This window comes from Leifsonia poae (assembly GCF_050632195.1).
In the GTDB taxonomy this organism is placed as follows: domain Bacteria; phylum Actinomycetota; class Actinomycetes; order Actinomycetales; family Microbacteriaceae; genus Leifsonia; species Leifsonia poae_C.
Genome location: NZ_CP192580.1, coordinates 3,308,916 through 3,328,928, shown reverse-complemented (window position 1 = coordinate 3,328,928; position 20,013 = coordinate 3,308,916). Strand labels below are relative to the sequence as shown.

16 protein-coding genes and 1 pseudogene are annotated in these 20,013 nt (G+C 67.5%); 13 read left to right on the top strand and 4 right to left on the bottom strand.

What is annotated here, in order from left to right; translation table 11 throughout:
* Positions 1-24 precede the first annotated feature (24 nt).
* Together ACQ86A_RS16760 and ACQ86A_RS16755 are read right to left on the bottom strand one after the other, a co-directional pair.
* Positions 25-822 carry a Bax inhibitor-1/YccA family protein gene (locus tag ACQ86A_RS16760; protein ID WP_431278083.1) on the bottom strand — a complete coding sequence of 266 codons (798 nt, stop codon included), beginning with the start codon at positions 820-822 and terminating at the stop codon, positions 25-27.
* Between the two features lie 60 nt (positions 823-882).
* Positions 883-1,443: a hypothetical protein gene (locus ACQ86A_RS16755; RefSeq protein WP_431278082.1), complete on the bottom strand. Its 561-nt coding sequence runs from the start codon at positions 1,441-1,443 to the stop codon at positions 883-885.
* Between the two features lie 63 nt (positions 1,444-1,506).
* Between ACQ86A_RS16755 and ACQ86A_RS16750 the strand changes: the two genes are divergently transcribed.
* The 3 genes from ACQ86A_RS16750 (at position 1,507) to ACQ86A_RS16740 (ending at position 6,234) form a co-directional block, all read left to right on the top strand.
* Positions 1,507-2,559 carry a glycerophosphodiester phosphodiesterase family protein gene (locus ACQ86A_RS16750; protein ID WP_431278081.1) on the top strand — a complete coding sequence of 351 codons (1,053 nt, stop codon included), beginning with the start codon at positions 1,507-1,509 and terminating at the stop codon, positions 2,557-2,559.
* Between the two features lie 67 nt (positions 2,560-2,626).
* Positions 2,627-5,143: an ATP-dependent helicase gene (locus ACQ86A_RS16745; RefSeq protein WP_431278080.1), complete on the top strand. Its 2,517-nt coding sequence runs from the start codon at positions 2,627-2,629 to the stop codon at positions 5,141-5,143.
* The gene (locus ACQ86A_RS16740) at positions 5,143-6,234 is read left to right on the top strand and encodes an FUSC family protein (RefSeq protein ID WP_431278079.1); all 1,092 of its coding nucleotides are present in this window, start codon (positions 5,143-5,145) and stop codon (positions 6,232-6,234) included. The genes ACQ86A_RS16745 and ACQ86A_RS16740 overlap by 1 nt, the downstream gene beginning before the upstream one ends.
* Here ACQ86A_RS16740 and ACQ86A_RS16735 read toward each other — a convergent pair.
* Entirely contained in the window at positions 6,231-7,112 is an 882-nt protein-coding gene (locus tag ACQ86A_RS16735) for an oxygenase MpaB family protein (protein ID WP_431278078.1), read from the bottom strand. The two genes, ACQ86A_RS16740 and ACQ86A_RS16735, sit on opposite strands and share 4 nt — an antisense overlap.
* A 57-nt stretch (positions 7,113-7,169) precedes the next feature.
* Positions 7,170-8,618 (bottom strand): hypothetical protein, encoded by a 1,449-nt coding sequence (locus ACQ86A_RS16730; protein ID WP_431278077.1) that lies wholly within the window; start codon positions 8,616-8,618, stop codon positions 7,170-7,172.
* Positions 8,619-8,872: 254 nt separating this feature from the next.
* On the opposite strand from ACQ86A_RS16730, the gene sucC reads away from it, so the two are divergent.
* The 10 genes and pseudogenes from sucC (at position 8,873) to ddaH (ending at position 19,945) form a co-directional block, all read left to right on the top strand.
* Positions 8,873-10,036, top strand: a complete 1,164-nt coding sequence (gene sucC, locus ACQ86A_RS16725) for an ADP-forming succinate--CoA ligase subunit beta (protein ID WP_431278076.1) — start codon at positions 8,873-8,875, stop codon at positions 10,034-10,036.
* A gap of 17 nt (positions 10,037-10,053) precedes the next feature.
* Positions 10,054-10,941: a succinate--CoA ligase subunit alpha gene (gene sucD, locus ACQ86A_RS16720; protein ID WP_431278075.1), complete on the top strand. Its 888-nt coding sequence runs from the start codon at positions 10,054-10,056 to the stop codon at positions 10,939-10,941.
* A gap of 83 nt (positions 10,942-11,024) precedes the next feature.
* Positions 11,025-12,452, top strand: a complete 1,428-nt coding sequence (locus tag ACQ86A_RS16715; RefSeq protein ID WP_431278074.1) for a hypothetical protein — start codon at positions 11,025-11,027, stop codon at positions 12,450-12,452.
* Between the two features lie 110 nt (positions 12,453-12,562).
* Positions 12,563-13,276, top strand: a complete 714-nt coding sequence (locus tag ACQ86A_RS16710; RefSeq protein WP_431278073.1) for a cell division protein PerM — start codon at positions 12,563-12,565, stop codon at positions 13,274-13,276.
* A 2-nt stretch (positions 13,277-13,278) separates the two neighbouring features.
* On the top strand, positions 13,279-13,920 hold the full coding sequence (locus ACQ86A_RS16705) for a cell division protein PerM (RefSeq protein ID WP_431278072.1): 642 nt from the start codon (positions 13,279-13,281) through the stop codon (positions 13,918-13,920).
* Positions 13,917-15,239: a threonine/serine ThrE exporter family protein gene (locus tag ACQ86A_RS16700; RefSeq protein ID WP_431278071.1), complete on the top strand. Its 1,323-nt coding sequence runs from the start codon at positions 13,917-13,919 to the stop codon at positions 15,237-15,239. Before ACQ86A_RS16705 ends, ACQ86A_RS16700 begins: the two co-directional genes overlap by 4 nt.
* 77 nt (positions 15,240-15,316) lie before the next feature.
* A pseudogene (gene purN, locus ACQ86A_RS16695) lies at positions 15,317-15,909 on the top strand (phosphoribosylglycinamide formyltransferase).
* A complete protein-coding gene (purH, locus tag ACQ86A_RS16690) occupies positions 15,906-17,486 on the top strand; it encodes a bifunctional phosphoribosylaminoimidazolecarboxamide formyltransferase/IMP cyclohydrolase (protein ID WP_431278070.1) in 1,581 nt (526 codons plus the stop codon). Before purN ends, purH begins: the two are co-directional and overlap by 4 nt.
* Before the next feature lie 130 nt (positions 17,487-17,616).
* On the top strand, positions 17,617-18,696 hold the full coding sequence (locus ACQ86A_RS16685; protein WP_431278069.1) for a Glu/Leu/Phe/Val dehydrogenase dimerization domain-containing protein: 1,080 nt from the start codon (positions 17,617-17,619) through the stop codon (positions 18,694-18,696).
* A 25-nt stretch (positions 18,697-18,721) separates the two neighbouring features.
* Complete coding sequence (gene ddaH, locus ACQ86A_RS16680; RefSeq protein ID WP_431278068.1) at positions 18,722-19,945, top strand: dimethylargininase; 1,224 nt, start codon at positions 18,722-18,724, stop codon at positions 19,943-19,945.
* The last annotated feature ends 68 nt before the right edge of the window (positions 19,946-20,013 follow it).

Genomic DNA, 20,013 nt, shown 5'->3' with positions numbered 1-20,013 from the left:
CCCGGCCCTTCTCACGTTTCTGCGTCAGTTGCGCGAGATCGCGAAGATGCGCAGCAGCTCGAGGTACAGCCAGATGACCGTGACCATGATGCCGAAGGCGCCGGCCCAGCCGAACACGCGCGGCGCACGGTTCTTCACGCCCTGCTGGATCGCGTCGAAGTCGAGCACCAGCGAGTACGCGCACATGATCACGACGAGAACGCCGATGACCAGGCCGAGCGGGATACCGAAGATCTCGACGGAACCGTTGAGGCCCCACGGGTCGCTGTTGGCGCCGGTCCAGATGAGCACCAGGTTGATGATCGAGAACAGCGCGTAGCCGATCATCGCGATGAAGAACACCTTGGTGGCCTTGGCGGATGCGCGGATCTTGCCGCTCGCGAAGAGCGCCAGGGTCACGCCGACGACGACGATGGTGGCGATGACGGCCTGCAGGACGATACCGCCCCAGTTGGCCTCGAAGAAGAGCGAGATGCCACCGATGAAGATTCCCTGCACGCCGGCGTAGGCCAGGGTGAGGGCCGGGGACGGCTTCTTGCGGTTCTTGAAGATGTTGACGAACGCGAGCACGAGGCCGACGATCGATGCCGGGATCCACAGGACCGGGACCATCCAGCCGATGACAGCGCCGACGAGCAGCACGGCGAAGCTGATCGCGGTCTTGACGATGGTGTCTTCGACAGTCATCCGGTCGGTGTCGACGGCGTTGGCCGACGGCGACTCGTACATCTGCTGAAGGTTCTCGGCGCTCAGCGTTGCAGCGCCGGCGGACTGATTCTGAAAGGCCGGGCTTTGCGAGAACGCCGGGTTGGAGGTAGCCATGTTCCTCTGCTCACTTCGTGGGTTGGGTATGACCGAATTGGTTCTCCCCAATCTATCGAGTTATTTTCTGAGAGTTCTGACAGATTGCCTTGAACCAACCGCGATAGCGGCCCATCGTGCGAGCCAGGCGGACGCCACGATGACCAGCGTGCTCACGAGGATCGACACCCAGGCGACGGAGTAGTCGGGCACGGTCGCGGCCAGGATGACGCTCGAGACGATCGGCAGCACGAGGACCGAGTATGAGAGCAACGGTCGCAGCCGCACGAGCAGCCAAGCCGTCAGCAGCACGGCGAAGCACCACGCGAATCCTGAACCGCCGAGCATCAGCCACGTGAATCCGATCGCGGGGACCACGACAGCTACGCGCCGCCCGATCGTGCTCGGCAGGATCGCCCACCCTGTCGGCTGCATGAGCGAGCCGAGCAGAAGCAGCGGAAGACTGTACGCGCTCGTCATCAGGACGAAGCCGGTTCCCGCCGCAATCAGTGTGAGCCCGATCAGCAGTCGCGGCCGGTACGACCCCCAGTGAAGGTCGAGGAGACTCGCAGGCTCCGACCATCCTGAAGCCGTGTTCGGCGCTGACGGCCGCTCGGGGGCGGGAATCTCCGGGGCTGACACCCGTCGATTCTGTCACCCGGATGAGCGGGGGAACAGCCCCCGACCGCGGGCTAGGATCGGGCCATGCGTGCGCATACGACTCCGCTCGTCATCGGGCATCGCGGGGCTTCCGGGTACCGCCCCGAGCACACGCGCGCGGCCTACCAGCTGGCATTCGCCCTCGGCGCCGACGCGGTGGAACCCGACCTGGTTCCGACGAAAGACGGCGTGCTGGTACTGCGGCACGAGAACGAGATCTCGGGCACGACGGATGTCGACGCGCATCCGGAGTTCGCAGATCGCCGCACGACGAAGGAGATCGACGGCGTCACGCTGACCGGCTGGTTCACCGAGGATTTCACGTGGGCCGAACTGTCGACGCTGCGTGCACGCGAGCGGCTGGGCAAGGTGCGTCAGGCCAATTCGACGTTCGACGGGCGATACCCGTTGCTCAGGATGCGCGACCTGTTCGACATCGTCGACCGCGCCTCCGACGACGTCGCACGCCTGCTCGGAATCGTCGCCGAGCTGAAGCACGCCACCTACTTCGAGTCGATCGGGCTTCCCCTCGACGAACTGTTCGCAGTCGAACTCGCCGACGCCGGCTGGGAGGACAACCCCGAACTCGTGGTGGAGAGCTTCGAGAAGACGGTGCTCGGGCAGCTCTACAAGCGCGGGTTCGGCGGACGCCGGGTCTACCTCCTCGAGAAAGAGGGCGCGCCGGCCGACCGGGTCGCTTCCCTCGGATCCACCGCACCCGACTACCGCAGCGATCTCACCGAGATGGGGCTGTACGCGCTCGCCTCGGGGCGTCCGGCCGACCGTGTCGACGGGATCAGCGTCGAGACCTCCCTGCTGCTCTCGCAGCGCACCGTCTCGGCAGCGCTCGACGACGTCGAGGACGAGGCCGAGCTCACCTCGGACCTCGTGGATACCGCGCACGCCGCCGGGCTCGGTGTGTACTGCTGGACTCTGCGTCCGGAGAACACGTTCCTGCGCTCGGAGTTCCAGCGCGACGGCGGTGACGGCGCCTGGGGCGACTGGGCCCGGATGTTCGCCGTCGTCATGCGCTCCGGCGTCGACGGCGTGTTCGCCGACCATCCCGACCTCGCCGTCGCGGTGCGAGACGGGCACTGACCGAGCGACGTCGCTGTGAGCGGACGCGGCTCCGGATGACAGTGGGGGCGGGTAAAATCGAGAGGACATGACGAGCCTCTCCGACCCCTCCGCCGCGAACTCCGCCACCCCGATCATCCTCGACGGTCGGCAGGGCCCCGGCCACCCCGGATATCGATCGGGCGGCCCGGGCGATTCCGCGCACGACGCGCTCTTCGACGGGCTCAACCCGCAGCAGCGCGAGGCCGCCGAGTATCGCGGCGCGGCTCTGCTCATCGTCGCCGGCGCGGGCTCTGGCAAGACGAGCGTGCTCACCCGCCGTATCGCCGGCCTGATCGAGAGTCGTGAAGCCTGGCCGAGCCAGATCCTGGCGATCACGTTCACCAACAAGGCCGCGGCAGAGATGCGGGAGCGTGTCGAGGTCCTCCTCGGCGGTAAAGCGCAGGGCATGTGGATCTCGACGTTCCACTCGGCGTGCGTGCGCATCCTGCGCCGCGAATCGGAGACCATCGGCAAGACGCAGAGCTTCACGATCTACGACTCGGGCGACACCCGCGCGCTGCTGAAGCGCATCATCAAGGGGCTCGACGCCGACACCCTCGGTTTCACCGTCGCCGGTGCGGCGGGGCGCATCTCCAAGCTGAAGAACGAGCTCACCGACATCGAAACGTACGCGCGGTCGGCCAACCTCAGCGACCCGCAAGAGGTGATGTTCCTCGAGATCTTCCGCCAGTACACGCGGGCGCTGCGCACGGCCAATGCGTTCGACTTCGACGACCTCATCGCCGAGACCGTGTTCCTGTTCCGGGCGTTCCCGAAGGTGGCCGCGCTATATCAGCGACGGTTCCGTCACATCCTGGTCGACGAGTACCAGGACACGAACCACGCCCAGTACTCGCTGATCCGCGAGCTGACGATGCCGATCGCTCCGGCCATCGCCGACGAGCTGGAAGCGCAGGGGCACCACGTCGAGTCGATGAGGGATGCCGTGGGCATCATCCCGGGCGCCTCGCTGACCGTGGTGGGCGACTCCGACCAGTCGATCTATGCGTTCCGCGGGGCGGACATCCGCAACATCGTCGAGTTCGAGCGCGACTTCCCGGGTGCCAAGGTGGTGCTGCTGGAGCAGAACTACCGCTCGACGCAGAACATCCTGAGCGCCGCCAACTCGGTCATCGCCAACAACTTCGACCGTAAGGACAAGAAGCTGTGGACGGCCGTCGGCGACGGCGACAAGATCATCGGGTTCACGGGATACTCGGGGCACGACGAGGCGCAGTTCGTCGCCGACGAGATCGAGAAGCTGCACGGTGACGGCATGGACTACAAGGACATCGCCGTGTTCTATCGCACCAACGCTCAGACGCGTGCGCTGGAAGAGATCTTCATCCGGTCGGCACTGCCATACCGCATCATGGGCGGCACCAAGTTCTACGAGCGCGCCGAGATCAAGGATGCGATGGCCTATCTCATCGCGGTGGCCAACCCCGATGACACCCTCGCACTGCGGCGCATCCTGAACACTCCCAAGCGCGGAATCGGTCCGGCAACCGAGACGCAACTGCAGAGTTATGCGGACGACAACGGCATCAACTTCCGTCAGGCGATGCGCGACGCGGGCTCGCTCGGGCTCGGCCCCAAGGTCACGGCGGCGATCCTGCAGTTGGCGGCACTGCTTGACGAGGCCGCGGCGATGGTCGATCCCGCCAACCCGGCTGGGGCCTCGCCGGTGGCGGATGTGCTGACCTACCTGCTCGACAAGAGCACCTACCTCGACGTTCTGCGGAACAGTCGTGACCCACAGGATGAGGCGCGCGCCGAGAACGTGGACGAACTCGTCGCCGTCACGCGTGAGTTCGCCCGCAACAACCCGGACGGCGGACTCGTCGACTTCCTGACCGAGGTGTCGCTGGTCGCGGCTGCGGACGAGATCGACGACTCCAGTGGAACGGTCTCCCTGATGACCCTCCACACGGCCAAGGGCCTCGAATACGATGCCGTGTTCCTCACGGGCATCGAGGAGGATCTGCTGCCGCACCGCATGTCGGCGAACGAGCCCGGAGGCCCTGCCGAGGAGCGGCGTCTCTTCTACGTCGGCATCACGCGAGCGAAGAAGCGGCTGTTCCTGTCGCTGGCGATGACGCGAGCGCAGTTCGGCGAGACCGCGGTCGCCATGCCCAGTCGCTACCTGCAGGAGATTCCCGCCGATCTGATCGACTGGCGGCAGTCGCCGGGGATGGCGAACAGCCGCGGCGGCAGCCAGTCGAGGGCGCTCAACGCGCGCCGACCGGGACTCGGCGCAGGGTCGGGTGGCTCGGGTTCGGGCGGATCGGGCGGGTCGGGATCACGTTGGAACGACAGCATGACGTCGAGCGGCTTCGCGAGCAGGCCCAAGGCTGAGTGGCCGAACAGGGTCACGGGTCAGGTGCGCGACAACGGCGACCTGGAGTTGGTGGCCGGGGATCGCATCCGTCACACCGATTTCGGCGACGGCCGGGTGACGAACGTGACGGGCGAGGGTGCCAAGCGGGTCGCCCACGTGCAGTTCGAGAAGGTGGGGGCGAAGAAGCTGCTCATCAAGATCGCCCCCATCGAAAAGCTGTGATGGCCGACGCTCCCGTCCCGGGCGGTATCGGTCCGGGACGGCCAGCGGGCAAGGCGGGACTGAGCGTCGAGGTGGGGATACGAGCGGCGCTCGCCGTGGCAGTTCCCCTCCTCGTGCTGCTGGCGGTCGGTCGGCTCGACCTCACCGCGTACGCGACTTTCGGGGCGTTCACGGCACTGTATGGACGGAACGAGCCGTACCGTATCCGGGCCCGGAGCGTCTCGGTGGCCGGTGTCGCCCTGCTCGTGAGCATCGCGCTCGGGATCCTCGTGGCCGTTCTCGGTGAACCGCTGTGGTTGTTGATCCCCCTGCTCGTGCTCGTCGTCGCCGGCGGGATCCTGCTCGCCGCGAGCTTTCAGCTCATCCCCGCTCAACCCCTGTTCGTCGTCTTCGCGCTGCTGGTGTGCGCTGCGGTTCCGACGCCCTCGGCCGAGGTGCCGTTGCGCCTGGGGCTTGCGCTGGCAACCGCCGTGTTCTCGTGGCTGCTCACGATGTCGGGCTGGGCGATTCGTCGATCGCCTCTCGGGCGGGGAAGTAGTGCCGAGGGGCGTTTCGGGTCGGTTCTCCTCAAGCAGCTTCAGCGGCAGCCGCGGGTGAACCTGGCCGCGCTGCGGGATCCCCGGGTGTGGCTGACCGTCGTCCAGAGTGTGGTGGGCGTTCTGATCGCCGGCGCCATCGCGCTGCTTGCCGGGCTTGGTCATGCGTATTGGGCGGTTGTGAGCCTGGTGGCCGTCATCCCGCCGCCTCGCGCGGCGCACTCGATCTCGCGCTCGCTGCACAGAATCGTCGGGACGATCGTCGGCGTCGGTGTGACGGTGCTCCTCCTCTTCTGGTCGCCGCCTCCGCTCATCGTCATCCTGGTGATCGTCGTATGCCAGCTGTTCGCTGAGATCCTCGTCGGACGCCACTACGGGTCCGCCCTGGTGTTCATCACGCCGATGGCTCTGTCGGTCTCCTATCTGGCGAGCCCCATGCCGCTCAACACGCTGGCGGTCGACCGGGTGCTCGAGACGATTCTCGGCGCCGGGGTCGGCATTGTGCTCGTGCTCGCCGCGCGCGGTCTGGAACGGGCGCGGGGCGTCGCAAGCTAGTCGGCGCCCGCGCCTGCACCCGTGTTCGTGCTCGGGTCACCGGCCGTACGCTGGCTCGCTCCAGCATCGACACGGTCAGCGACGACCTGTTTGCGGAGCCGATCCATGTACACGTCCTTGGGCCGGTGGCGCCAGGATGCGGGGATGCGCGGGTAGACCGCCGCCGCCCACCGCATCCACCGTTCGAAGCGGCGCGATGCCCTGTCGTTCCAAGGGAGCCCGAAATCGCGGCGAACCTGGTCGGGAAGGAGACCGGCAGTGACAAGGCGCGCGCCGGGGAAGAGCGCCCTCATCCAGAGCGGGATGGCCCGTGGGTAGAGAATCTGTCGTGCCACTTGGCGTGTGTCGTCGGTGGGACGAAGCACCGTCAGCATCTCGTCCCAATACCGCGCGAATGAGGAGCGATCGGCGGGCCAGGACTCCACCGGAACCTGAAGCGCCGAGCCGATCGCCGTGAACTCGTGGTAGAGACGCTCGGCATCGTCGTCGGCCAACGGTCCGAGAACCCGGTCGTAGAGGCCGGTCATCGTCTCGTAGAGGGTTGCCGCCACCCACAGCTGAAGATCGGGGTCGTACGCGTTGTATGCGGGCTGATCTGGCGTCGCTTCCGCCCGCACCGGTGCGTGGGCGCGGTTGACCGAGCGCCGCACGACGGCGAACTCTTCGGGCGTCGCGTACACCGAGGCGTAGACGTAGGTCATCGTCGCGTGGAGGCGTTCCATCATCCTGTTGGCGAAGTCGCTGTGCTCCACGACACCTCGACCCACCGACGGATGCGCGATCTGCAGCAGCAGGGCGCGGCCTCCGCCCGCCAGGTAGAGCGCCTCGCCCGCGATGTCCTTCGCGGTGAGGGGATGAGGGGTCTTCGACGGATGCACGGCGCCATTCTGGCCCGAAACCCTGCGAGGAGTCGGGATGTGCGCCCCTCCCACTCCTCATGAGGCGTCCAGAGGTCGGCGACGGCGCGAGACGACGAGCGAGGCCAGTCCCACTGCCAGAATCGAGCAGCCCGCCCAAGCGCCACCGCCGAGGTCCAGTCCCGTCCTCGCGAGCTCTGCTGGCGCAGCCGACGCAACCGGGGCGATCACCCTAGTGATCTCAGACGCGACGCCGAAAGTCGACTGCCAGGGGCGTAGCCGGGAGCCACCCTCGTCGGCGGGTGTGCGGGCGGGGTCGATCTTCTCGACCCAGACATAGAAGCCCGCCGAAGGGAGAGCGCACGCAGTGGTGTCGTATTCGCCGGGTCCCGAAATCGTCGTCTCGATCGTGCAGACGACGGGAGCATTCGGCGGAGCGGCCTCGGCCGGAACGATCCCGTCGCTGAACGGTCCCAGCAACGAACTCGTCACGACTGCCTCGATCGGAGCCAGCGTCGGTGCGACCCCGGCGGCGGGCACGCTGCGCAGCCCCCAGTGGGAAAGCAGGCCGTCGCTCTGCGCGACGTCGACGGTCAGGTGGTCGCTGATCGAGGCGCCGGGGAGCGCTTCCGCCGCACTCGTCACCGTGCGCACGGTCGGTTGGAAGGGAAGCGGTGAGACGCCGTGCCGCTCTCCACCGGCCTGCGCTGCGGCACTCGCAGGGACCGCGACGAGGAGCGCCTGGGCATTGTCGGGGGAGACCGCCACTCGTACCCGGGGGCCGTAAGGCAGCGCCGAGAAGACGGCGGTCGCCAAGACGGACACTGTCGGCTCGATCCCCGTGGGCACGATGACGACATCCATGCCGTTGCTCACCGATGCCGAGGTCGAGCCATCGCTGAACGTGGCCCCGACGAGATCGAGCCGACCGGTGTGAGTCGAGGGCGCCAAGACGTCCGCGCCGGACAACCGCTGCACCGTGAGGTCGACGCGCACGTGGCTCGGTCCCTGGTCGGAGAGGCTCACCACAGCCGCTGCGTCGACCCCGAGCGACGCGTCCCTCGATGATTCGTCCACCATGGAGCGCGCGCGGGCGAGAACCTCCTCGGCTTGTGCGCCGGCACGCTCCGCGTAGAACTCGGGCGTCTTGTCGTTCATCCCGGAGACCATCCACGTGGCGATCTGGCCGGCGGCGGCGGTGACCGGGTCATCGGTCGCCGCCCAGTTGCGTGAGATGTAGGCGAGCCGAGCTGACTGTTCCGGAGTGAACCAGCCGAGCTGATCGCCCTCGACGTAGTCGGAGGGGTGTCCGACGGGGCTCGGCCGCCCCGCCTGCAGGCAGAACCCACGGGTGCCGTCGTCCAGCGAGTATGACCCGAGCCACCACCCCGTGCTCGACCGAAATCCGACCCCGTGGCCGTTCGCCGCGAGTGCGTGAGCGCCCGGCGTTCCGACGATGACGGACAGGAAGAACAGCAGACCGCCGAGGGCGACCGCCGTGGTGAACGTTGTGATGCGATGTGTCATGCCGTCCACCGTCGCCGATTGGCGGCGGTGGAAGATCGCGCGTCGAGCATCCGTGGATAAGCGCGTTGAGGGCCGCGTTGTGGAGGAGCATGCACCCGCCGGTCGTCGCCCGGTGCGCGGGCGTTCAGGAGGACGCGCTAGAGTTCTCACTGGCGAATTTATCTCGGCGTCGAGCTATTTAGCGTCGGATATCACCCAGCAAAAACCACAAGGCTGCGTCACGAGCGCGCCCGGCACCAGCGGATTGGATAACCGTGGATCTATACGAGTATCAGGCCAGAGACCTGTTTGAGCAGTACGGAGTCCCGGTTCTCCCGGGCATCGTCGCGGACACCCCCGAGGAGGTGCGCGCAGCGGCCGAGAAGCTCGGCGGCGTGGTCGTCGTCAAGGCGCAGGTCAAGGTCGGTGGTCGTGGAAAGGCCGGCGGCGTCAAGGTCGCCAAGACCCCGGACGAGGCGGAAGAGGCGGCACGCGCCATTCTCGGCCTCGACATCAAGGGCCACGTCGTTCGGCGCGTGATGGTTGCCGGCGGCGCCCGAATCGCTCAGGAGTTCTACTTCTCGGTGCTGCTCGACCGGGCCAACCGCTCCTACCTGTCGCTCACGAGTGTCGAGGGCGGCATGGAGATCGAGGTGCTCGCCGTCGAAAAGCCCGAGGCGCTCGCGCGCGTCGAGGTCGACCCGATCGCCGGTGTCGACAAGGCCACGGCGGTCGAGATCGCGAAGGCCGCCGGATTCCCGGACGAGCTCGTCGAGAAGGTCGCCGACGTCTTCGTCAAGCTCTACGACGTCTACAAGGGTGAGGATGCGACGCTCGTCGAGGTCAACCCGCTCGTGCTGACCGAGGAGGGCGACATCATCGCTCTCGACGGCAAGGTCACGCTCGACGAGAACGCAGGCTTCCGCCACCCGAACCACGAGGCGCTCGAGGATGCGGCCGCGGCCGACCCGCTGGAGGCCAAGGCCAAGGCGAGCGACCTCAACTACGTCAAGCTCGACGGTGAGGTCGGCATCATCGGCAACGGCGCCGGGCTCGTGATGAGCACGCTCGACGTCGTCGCGTACGCCGGCGAGAAGCACAAGGGCGTCAAGCCCGCCAACTTCCTCGACATCGGTGGTGGCGCATCCGCAGCGGTCATGGCTGCCGGACTCGACGTCATCCTGAACGACCCTCAGGTCAAGAGCGTGTTCGTCAACGTCTTCGGCGGCATCACCGCCTGCGACGCCGTCGCGAACGGCATCGTGAAGGCCCTCGAGATCCTCGGCGACGAGGCGAACAAGCCGCTCGTCGTCCGTCTCGACGGAAACAACGTCGACGAGGGTCGCCGCATCCTCACCGAAGCCGCGCACCCGCTGGTGACGCTGGCGCTCACCATGGACGAAGGCGCCGACAAGGCCGCCGAACTGGCTGCGAAGTAAAGGCGCGAGAGAGAACAATGTCTATCTTCCTCAACAAGGATTCCAAGGTCATCGTGCAGGGCATCACCGGCGGTGAGGGCACCAAGCACACCGCCCTCATGCTGAAGGCCGGCACCCAGGTCGTCGGTGGCGTGAACGCCCGCAAGGCCGGCACCACCGTCACCCACGGCGACGTCGAGCTGCCCGTGTTCGGCACGGTCGCCGAGGCCATCGAGAAGACCGGCGCCGACGTGTCGATCGCCTTCGTCCCGCCCGCCTTCACCAAGGATGCTGTCATCGAGGCCATCGACGCCGAGATCCCGCTCCTCGTGATCATCACCGAGGGCGTTCCCGTGCAGGACTCGGCCGAGTTCTGGGCGTACGCGCAGGAGAAGGGCAACAAGACCCGGATCATCGGGCCGAACTGCCCCGGCATCATCACCCCGGGTGAGTCGCTCGTCGGCATCACCCCGGCCAACATCACCGGCAAGGGCCCGATCGGTCTCGTCTCCAAGTCGGGAACGCTGACCTACCAGATGATGTACGAGCTGCGCGATCTCGGCTTCTCGACCGCCATCGGCATCGGCGGAGACCCGATCATCGGCACCACGCACATCGATGCGCTTGCTGCTTTCGAGGCAGACCCCGAGACCAAGGCGATCGTGATGATCGGCGAGATCGGCGGCGACGCCGAGGAGCGCGCGGCTGACTTCATCAAGGCGAACGTCACCAAGCCGGTCGTCGGCTACGTCGCGGGCTTCACCGCCCCCGAGGGCAAGACGATGGGCCACGCCGGTGCCATCGTCTCGGGTTCGGCGGGCACCGCGCAGGCCAAGAAGGAGGCCCTCGAGGCCGCCGGTGTGCGCGTCGGCAAGACGCCGAGCGAGACCGCCGCCCTGCTGCGCGAGGTGTACGCGGCGCTGTAGTCACCCTTTCTCCACAATCTCGGGCCCCGCGGAGTTATCCTCGGGGCCCGATTTTGGCCCTGGTGACCGGATGCGGCGCTACAGTGAGCATCAGCCAGGGAATCGGGGTCGACATGGCACGGGTGACGAACACGGAGCTGCTCGCGAAGATCGCGCAGTTGGAGACCGAGAACGCAGCACTGCGCGACACGATCGAGAACGAGACGACAGCATCCGTCCCGCCGATCGGTGCCGAGACGGCCGTTGCGGCACCGCAGAAGCACAAGCGCGGCTGGGGTTGGACGCTGCTGGCAACCGCCCTGATCCTGATCGGCGCTGTGCTCGCGCCTGTGGCGGTCGTCGCATCCTGGGCCAAGGTGCAGCTCACCGATACCGACTCCTTCGTGGCCACGTATGCGCCGCTCGCCGACGATCCGGCGGTCCAGACCTTCGTGACCGATCAGGCCGTCTCTGTCATCGAAGACAATGTGGACATCCCGGGAGTCGTGTCCCAGGTGTTCGACGGCATCGTGTCGCTGGGCACGGGCCCTGTCGCAACGCGGGCACTCGAGGCTTTGAAGGCCCCGGCTGCCCAGGGGATCGTCTCGCTCATCCACACCACGGTCGGCAACTTCGTCGCATCGGATGCGTTCGCCGAGGTCTGGCAGCAGGCTCTCCGGCGCAGTCACACCCAGTTCATCGCGACGATGCAGAACGATCCGAAAGCGGCAGTCGCCATCGGCTCCGACGGCTCGGTCGGCATCCAGCTCGGTCCGATCATCGAGCGCGTCAAAGAGCTGCTCGTGAAGCAGGGGCTCACGTTCGCGTCGCAGATCCCGACCGTCGACCGCACGATCACGGTCGCCCAGAACTCGTCGCTGCCGACCCTGCAACTCGCCTACGGTCTCGCGGTCAGCGTCGGCGCCTGGTTGCCCTGGATCGCGCTGCTGTTCCTGGCGGCCGGTGTGCTGGTGGCCCGGCGTCGCGCACTCGCCCTGGTCTGGTCGGCGGTGGCCCTCGCGATCGGCATGATCGTCATCGTGGCCGGGATCGCGATCGGACGCATCGTGTTCATCGCCTCCGCCTCGCCATCGCTCCTCCCGGCGTCGGTCGCGCGAACCGTCTTCGACACCGTGACGACGAAGATGGTCGACACGGGAGTCGCCGTGCTCGTGCTGGCGATCGTCGTGGCCGTGGTCGCCTGGTATTCCGGGCCCTTCGGGATCTCGCGACGGCTTCGCGGCTTCTTCGGCTCCGGCGTGACCTGGGTGCGTGAGGCAGCGGAACGTCACGGCATCACCACGGGCAGAACGGGCGAGTGGATCTACGCGCAACGGGCTCTGCTTCGGGCGGCCGTGGCCGTGATCGCCGCGGTGATCCTGCTCTTCGTCCGACCCCTCACCCCCGGGTTGATCATCTGGACATTGGTGATCGCCGCGATCGTCATCGCCATCCTCGAACTCGTGCAGCGGCCCGTGATCACGGTCCCCGAGACGGTCGACGAAGACACGCCGGTGTTGACCGTCCCCTGAGCTTCCCCCGATCAACTGCTGACCGCTGAATGAAGGTCCACTGACCGTCCGCGGGTGCGCGAAGTGTCGAGCCTCCGCGGGCGCGCCTGACCGGTAGTCTCCATTCGGTCATGAATCGCACAACCGTCGCTCTGCTCGCCGCGCTGGAGGCGGCGATCGTCGTCGCGATCGGGCTCGCAATCTGCCTCGTTCCGCTGACGATCCTGTGGGCGACCCAGTTCCATCTCGCGGCCGACTGGTTCACGTTCTGGCGGGCCGGCGCGGACATCTGGCTCGTCGGTCACGGCGTCAATCTCACAGTGGTTCTGGATGCGCAGCTCGGCGCATCCCTCGGCCTCCCCACGGCGACGGTCCCGTTCCAGATCACGATCGCAGCGCTCGGCTTCGCCTTTCTGACTGCTGGACTCGGTGTACGAACCGGCATGAGGGCCGGGGAGACACCGTATCGGGCGACAGGAGCGGTCGCGGCAGTCCTGACTTTCGCGGCGCTCGCAGCGCTTGTCACCCTGACCGCGTCGAGTGCACCCGTTCGCCCGTCCCTGTGGCAGGGCATCGTGCTTCCCCCATTCGTCTATGCACTCGGAGTAGCGGGCGGTCTCGGATTCGCGGCCCTGCGTTCACGAAGTCGTGGCGGCTCCGCGGCGGAGGGGGCGACGCGCACAGGGGAAGCGCGCCGTCGACTCCCTCGTCGCGCACGGCAGCCGCAACGTCCGGGACAGCCGGAGCCGCGACCGCCACGGCGACCCGAACACCGACCGGCCAAGCCGCGGCGGCAGCCCCAGCCGCCGTTGCTCTGCGACGCTGGCTCGACGTCGTCCCGCTGAGCGTGCGTGCAGCATCCGGAGCCGCCTTCCGCGCCGGAACCGCCGCGGCGGCTCTGGTGATCGCGGGCGCTGCGATCATTCTGACGCTCCTCATCTTCGGCAATTTCGGAAGCATCGTCGGCCTCTACGAGCAACTTCAGACGGGCGCTCTCGGTGGTGCGGCTTTGACGATCGGCCAGCTCGCCCTGCTGCCGAACCTTGTCATCTGGCTCGCATCGTGGTTGATCGGTCCCGGATTCGCCATCGGCACCGGCTCATCCGTCAGCCCGATCGGGACCGACCTCGGCCCGCTGCCGGGGCTGCCGTTGTTCGGTGTGATTCCCTCGGGCGGCTTCGTGTTCGGGCTCGTCGGTGTGCTCGTTCCGCTTGCCGCAGGTTTTCTGGCCGCCGTCCTGCTGCGCTCTCAGATAGCGGAAGCGCGGGCCAAGCACGGGCTGGGCTGGCTCTTCCTGACTGCACTCGGCATGGGTATCGTGGCGGGAATCGAACTCGGCCTGCTGGCGTGGTGGTCGTCGGGAGCGATCGGCCCTGGCCGACTTCACGACGTCGGGCCGAATCCCTGGCTCGTGGGTTCGATCGCCGCGGCGGAAGTCGCGGTCGCCGCGATCATCGGTCTGGTCGCCGGAGGTCGGGCGAGACGATGAGCGCTTGGCGGCTGCGGTTGCGCATCCCGAGACTGGAACTCCATCCCCGGTCCATCGAGGCGAAGCAGTACGTCGAGAGTCCGTCGGCCCAGTTGCAGGAGTTCCTCGTTAAGCTCGGCAGCGCCCTGCTCTCGGTGGGAACCGCTTCGACGGATATCCAGCGCACGCTCAAGAGGGTTGCGATCGCCCTCGGTTCGCCGCATGCCGCCCTGATCGTCTTTCCGACGCTCATCTTCGTCGGGATGCCCGACGAGAAGGAGACCCGCTTCGAGGTCGCCGAGTCCCGCGGTGGCGAAGTGCGGTTCGATCGTGCCGCACGTATCTACACGATCGTGGATCACGCGACGGCGGGCACGATCACGGCGACGGAGGGGATAGCGGCGATCGACGCGATCCTCGATGCCAAGCCGCGGTTCGGGCTACTGGTCCGGGTTCTCGGTCACGGTGTCGCAGCAGCGGGTGTCGGGCTCGTCCTGCTCGGTGCCGAGCCCATCAGCGTGCTCTACGGTTTTGTGCTCGGTGTCCTCGTCGGAATCGCGAAGCTCGTGGTGAAACCCGGCACCTACGCCGCGATCCTGCTGCCCATCCTCACCGCGTTCGCGCTCGCCCTGGTCGTGTTCGCCGCCGCCCGAGCCGACCTCCTCGCCGAACCCTTGCAGGTGCTCGTCCCTCCGCTCGTGACGCTCTTGCCGGGAGCAGTGCTGACGACGGGCATCCAGGAACTCGCCGCCGGCGACATGGTCGCAGGGTCGAGTCGCCTCGTGTCGGGGATAGCGCAACTGCTGTTCCTGGCTTTCGGGATCATCGCGGCCCTGACTGTCACGGGCGTTCCGGCCTCGATCGCTCTGTTCACCTCGCATCCGCCCCTCGGCGCGTTCCAGCCGTGGATCGGTGTGCTGCTCTTCTCGCTCGGGATCTTCTTCTACTACTGCGGCCCGCGTCGCTCGTTCTACTTCCTTACGCTGGTGCTCCTTGTCGCGTACAGCGGTCAGCTGCTCGGTAACCTGCTCGTCGGGAGTGTGTTCAGCGGGTTCTTCGGTGCATTGGCGCTCACCATCGTCGCTTACCTCGTACAGTCGATCCCCGGCGCGCCGCCCGCCGTCGTCTGCTTTCTGCCGGCCTTCTGGCTGCTCGTGCCCGGCGCGACCGGCCTCATCGGCCTCACTCAGAGCGCAGCAGGAACCAACCTCGACTCGAGCACCCTGACGGCCTTGGTCGGTTCGATCGTCTCTATCGCGCTCGGCGTGCTCTCCGGCACCGCGGTCTACCGCCAGATCTTCCGAGTCGCGCCAACCCGGTGGGGGCTCAGGCTGGTGTGACCCGCGGGTCGGTGCGACCCGCAGACCGGACCCGAACCTGGTCCGACCCGGCTCGGAGCGGCCGGTAGGCTGGGGGCGTGCTCTCGATTGTCGTGCTGATCTCGGGCGGTGGGTCCAACCTGCGCGCCCTGCTGGAGGCGTCGGAGGACGCCGAATTCCCGGCTCGCGTCGTGGCGGTGGGAGCCGACCGCGACGCCGACGGTCTCGCATATGCCGAAGAGTTCGCCATCCCCTCCTTCACCGTCCCGTTCTCGTCATACGACGACCGCGAGGCGTGGGGGATGCACTGCTCGAGCAGATCCAGCAGTGGCAGCCCGACCTCGTCATCCTCTCGGGCTTCATGCGCCTGGTCCCTCCGCGCGTCGTCGCCGCGTTCTCGCCGAACCTGATCAACACGCATCCGGCCTACCTCCCCGAGTTCCCCGGGGCGCACGGGGTTCGGGATGCGCTGGCCGCGGGTGTGACGCAGACCGGCGCCAGCCTCATCGTCGTCGACAACGGAGTGGACGCCGGCCCGATCATCAGCCAGGAGCGGGTGCCCGTGCATCCCGATGACACCGAGGCCGCCCTGCACGAGCGCATCAAACCTGTTGAACGACGGCTGCTCATCGACGCCGTTCTCGACATCGCCAATGGACACATCGACCTCAAGGAGCTCGCAAGAGTATGAGTGGACCCCGCCACGACGCCGGCCTCTACCGCGAACGGGACACCGTCCCCATCCGGCGCGCCCTGATCTCCGTCAGCGACAAGACCGGACTGCTCGACCTGGCGAAGGCCCTCGCAGACGCGGGCGTCGAGCTCGTCTCGACCGGCACGACGGCTTCGACCATCCGGAACGCCGGTTTCGACGTGACCGATGTCGCAACGGTCACCGGCTTCCCTGAATCGCTCGACGGTCGCGTGAAGACGCTGCACCCCGCGATCCACTCGGGGCTGCTCGCCGACCTGCGACTCGAGTCGCACGAAGCGCAGTTGAAAGACCTCGAGATCAAGCCGTTCGAACTGGTTGTCGTGAATCTGTACCCGTTCGTCGAGACCGTCGCCTCCGGAGCGGTCGGCAACGACGTCGTCGAGCAGATCGACATCGGCGGCCCCGCCATGGTGCGCGCTTCGGCGAAGAACCACGCGAACGTCGCCATCGTCGTCTCGCCGTCCAACTACGGCCGGATCGTCGAGGCGCTCGCCGCGGGCGGCACGACCTTCGACCAGCGCCGCGCCCTCGCGGCCGAGGCGTTCGCGCACACCGCCGCTTACGACGGTGCGGTCGCCGCTTGGTTCGCCGGGGATGCCCCGAGCACGGACGAGTTCCCCGCGAACTTCGCCGTTCAGGCCGAGCTGAAGCAGACACTCCGCTACGGCGAGAACTCGCACCAGGCCGCAGCCCTCTACGTCGACCCCGCCGGCCACGGCATCGCTCAGGCGACCCAGCTCGGCGGCAAGGAGATGTCGTACAACAACTTCGTCGATGCGGATGCGGCCCTCCGCAGCGCCTTCGACTTCGCCGAGCCCGCGGTGGCGATCATCAAGCACGCGAACCCGTGTGGCATCGCCGTCGACGACGACATCGCCGTCGCCCACCAGAAGGCTCACGCTTGCGACCCGGTGTCGGCGTACGGCGGAGTGATCGCGGCGAACCGCACCGTCACGCTCGCGATGGCCGAGACAGTGAAGGGCATCTTCACCGAGGTGCTGATCGCTCCCGCCTACGAGCCGGAGGCGCTGGAGCTGCTGCAGACCAAGAAGAACCTGCGTATCCTGCAGCTGCCCGAGGGGTACGCGCGCAAGGTCAGTGAGTTCCGGCAGATCTCGGGCGGTGTGCTGGTTCAGGATGCTGACCGCTTCGACGACTTCACCTCCGCCGGCTGGAAGCTTGTCTCGGGCGATGAGGCGGATGCGGCCACCCGCGCCGACCTCGAGTTCGCCTGGAAGGCCTGCCGGGCCGTGAAGTCGAACGCGATCCTGCTCGCGCACGACGGTGCATCCGTCGGCGTCGGCATGGGACAGGTCAACCGCGTCGACTCGTGCAACCTCGCGGTCACCCGCGCGGGCGAGCGCGCTGCCGGATCGGTCGCCGCGTCGGACGCGTTCTTCCCGTTCGCCGACGGCGCCGAGATCCTGATCGCCGCCGGCGTTCGCGCGATCGTGCAGCCCGGTGGCTCCATCCGCGACGACGAGGTGATCGCGGCCGCCCAGGCGGCCGGTGTCACGATGTACTTCACCGGGGAGCGTCACTTCTTCCACTGATAGCGGGGTCTCCCAGCGCCACTCGTTCGTTGCGGCCACGGTGGCGGCTGCGGATGTGCGCGGAGCATGGCAAAATGGTCGCGGCCCATAAGGCCGCCCGTATGAACCCTGATCCCACGAGGAGACACCGATGTCTGTCCTGCCCGCGCACCTGGTCGAAGCGACCGGAGACACACTGCCGCACGAAACGTTGCACGTAGTGAAGGGGAGGCGGAGCGGTCTCACGATCAGCATCGCCGTGCACTCCACCGTTCTCGGTCCCGCCCTCGGCGGTTGCCGGGTGTGGACGTACGACAGCTGGGCGGATGCGGTCAACGACTCGCTGCGCCTTGCCGAGGGCATGACCCTCAAGAACTCCGCAGCCGGGCTCAACCGCGGCGGCGGCAAGACGGTCGTCTATGTCCCCCGTGGCACCGTGCTCACGGCCGAACAGCGTCACGACGTGATGCTCGATCTCGGCGACGCCGTCGAGAGCCTGGGCGGTGCGTACATGACCGCCGAAGACGTCGGCACCTCCGCCGAAGACATGGCACTCGTAGCAACCCGCACAGCGCACGTCTGCGGCCTCCCGTCGTCGCAGGGCGGCGTCGGCGAGCCGAGCGACGCCACCGCGGCGGGTGTCTACGCCGGCCTGCTCTCGACACTCGAGCGCGCCTTCGGCAGTCGTTCCGTCGCCGGTCGTCGCGTCACCGTGCTGGGGCTCGGCCACGTCGGCTCCATCATCGCGATGCGTCTCGCCGCCGAGGGCGCAGTGCTCACGGTGACGGATGTGAACCCGGCCAAGCGCGCGCTGGCCGAATCCCTGCGCGCCACCTGGGTCGAACCGCATGAGGCGCACACGGTCGAAGGCGACCTGTTCGTGCCGGCCGGTGTCGGGGGAGTGCTGACCGACCAGGTCATCGACGAACTCCGTGTGAAGGCCGTCGTGGGGCCCGCGAACAACCAGCTTGCGCACCGCTCGGGAGCGGAGCGCCTTGCCGCCCGCGGCATCCTGTGGGCCCCGGACTTCGTGGTCAACGCCGGGGGAGTGATCTTCCTCTCGATGATGAGCGAGGACGAGCCGTCCGCGGCCGCGACCGAGGAGCGGGTCGAGCGGATCGGCGACACCGTTACGGAGATCTTCGACGTCGCAGAGCAGCGCGGAATCACCACGCTCGAGGCCGCTGAGGAGATCGCGCTGGAGCGCCTGCGCGAACCAGCCAACGCATAGAAACGCTCCGATAGGGTTGGTTCCCATGACCATCTCGTGGGGCCGCCGGCTCATCGCATCTGTTCTGTCGGCCTTCGTCGTAGCTCTCGTCGCGCACGCCGCGATGATCGGCTTCTTCTTCATCGGCGCTCTCGGCGCGTCCACGCCGCCGTCGGGCGCGCTGATCGTCGCGGTCAGCAACTACTTCGCTCTGACGAGCGTCTTCGCGCTCGTCTTGCTGCTCATCGCGGGTGTCATCGGTGCTTTCGATCGGTGGTGGACCGCGCTCATCGCCGGTGTCGTGGTCGGCGTGCTCGCACCGAGTGTCGGCACGCTGATCACGGCCACCTCCGGCGGCTCGCCGTTCAGCGGCGCACTGATCGGCGCCGTCTTCGGGACGCTCCTCGGCATCAACCTGCTGTACGCGCTGGTGATCGCCGCGCTCACCCCGACGTTCGGCCGCTGGCTGTTCCGTGTCGTGGAGGGCACCCGCAGCCGCTTCGCCACCGACCGCAAGATCGCGCTGGTGCGCATCCCCGCCTCGAACCTCGCCGACGGCCTCGTCACCCACATCGACCGCGAGTCGGTGAACACCGAACTCGCCGATCAGCAGTGGGACGCCTATGTCGCCGCCCTGTCGAACGCCGGCTGGCAGACCGTCGAGGTCGCCTCGGCCGACCAGCTCGCCGACTCGGTCTTCGTCGAGGACACCGCTGTCATCTTCGGCGACACCGCCGTAATCACCCTGCCGGGCGCTGAGTCGCGCCGGCCCGAGACCGCGGGCACCGAGGCAGCGCTTCGCGCCCAGGGGCTGCGGATCGAGCGCATCGAGGCGCCAGGAACGCTCGAGGGCGGCGACGTCCTCAAGGTCGGCTCCACTGTCTACGTCGGTCGCGGCGGTCGTACGAACGCCGAGGGCATCCGTCAGCTCCGCGAGCTGCTCGCCCCGCTCGACTACACGGTCGTCGCGGTGCCGGTCACCAAGGCTCTGCACCTCAAGACCGCCGTCACCGCACTGCCCGACGGCACGGTCATCGGCTACGAGCCCCTCGTCGACACCACGTCGGTCTTCGAGCGCTTCCTGCCGGTGCCCGAGGCTCACGGAACCGCCGTCGTGGTCCTCTCCGACGACACCGTTCTGATGTCGTCGTCCGCGCCGCAGTCCATCGCACTCGTCGAAGACCTGGGCTACAAGGTCGTCCCCGTCGACATCTCGGAGTTCGAGAAGCTCGAGGGATGCGTCACCTGCCTCTCGGTGCGCATCCGCTAGATTTCTTGCACTTCCCTCTTGTGCGCCGTTGAGATTCGGTCATAGGCTGTAGGGCTGCCGTGCGTCAG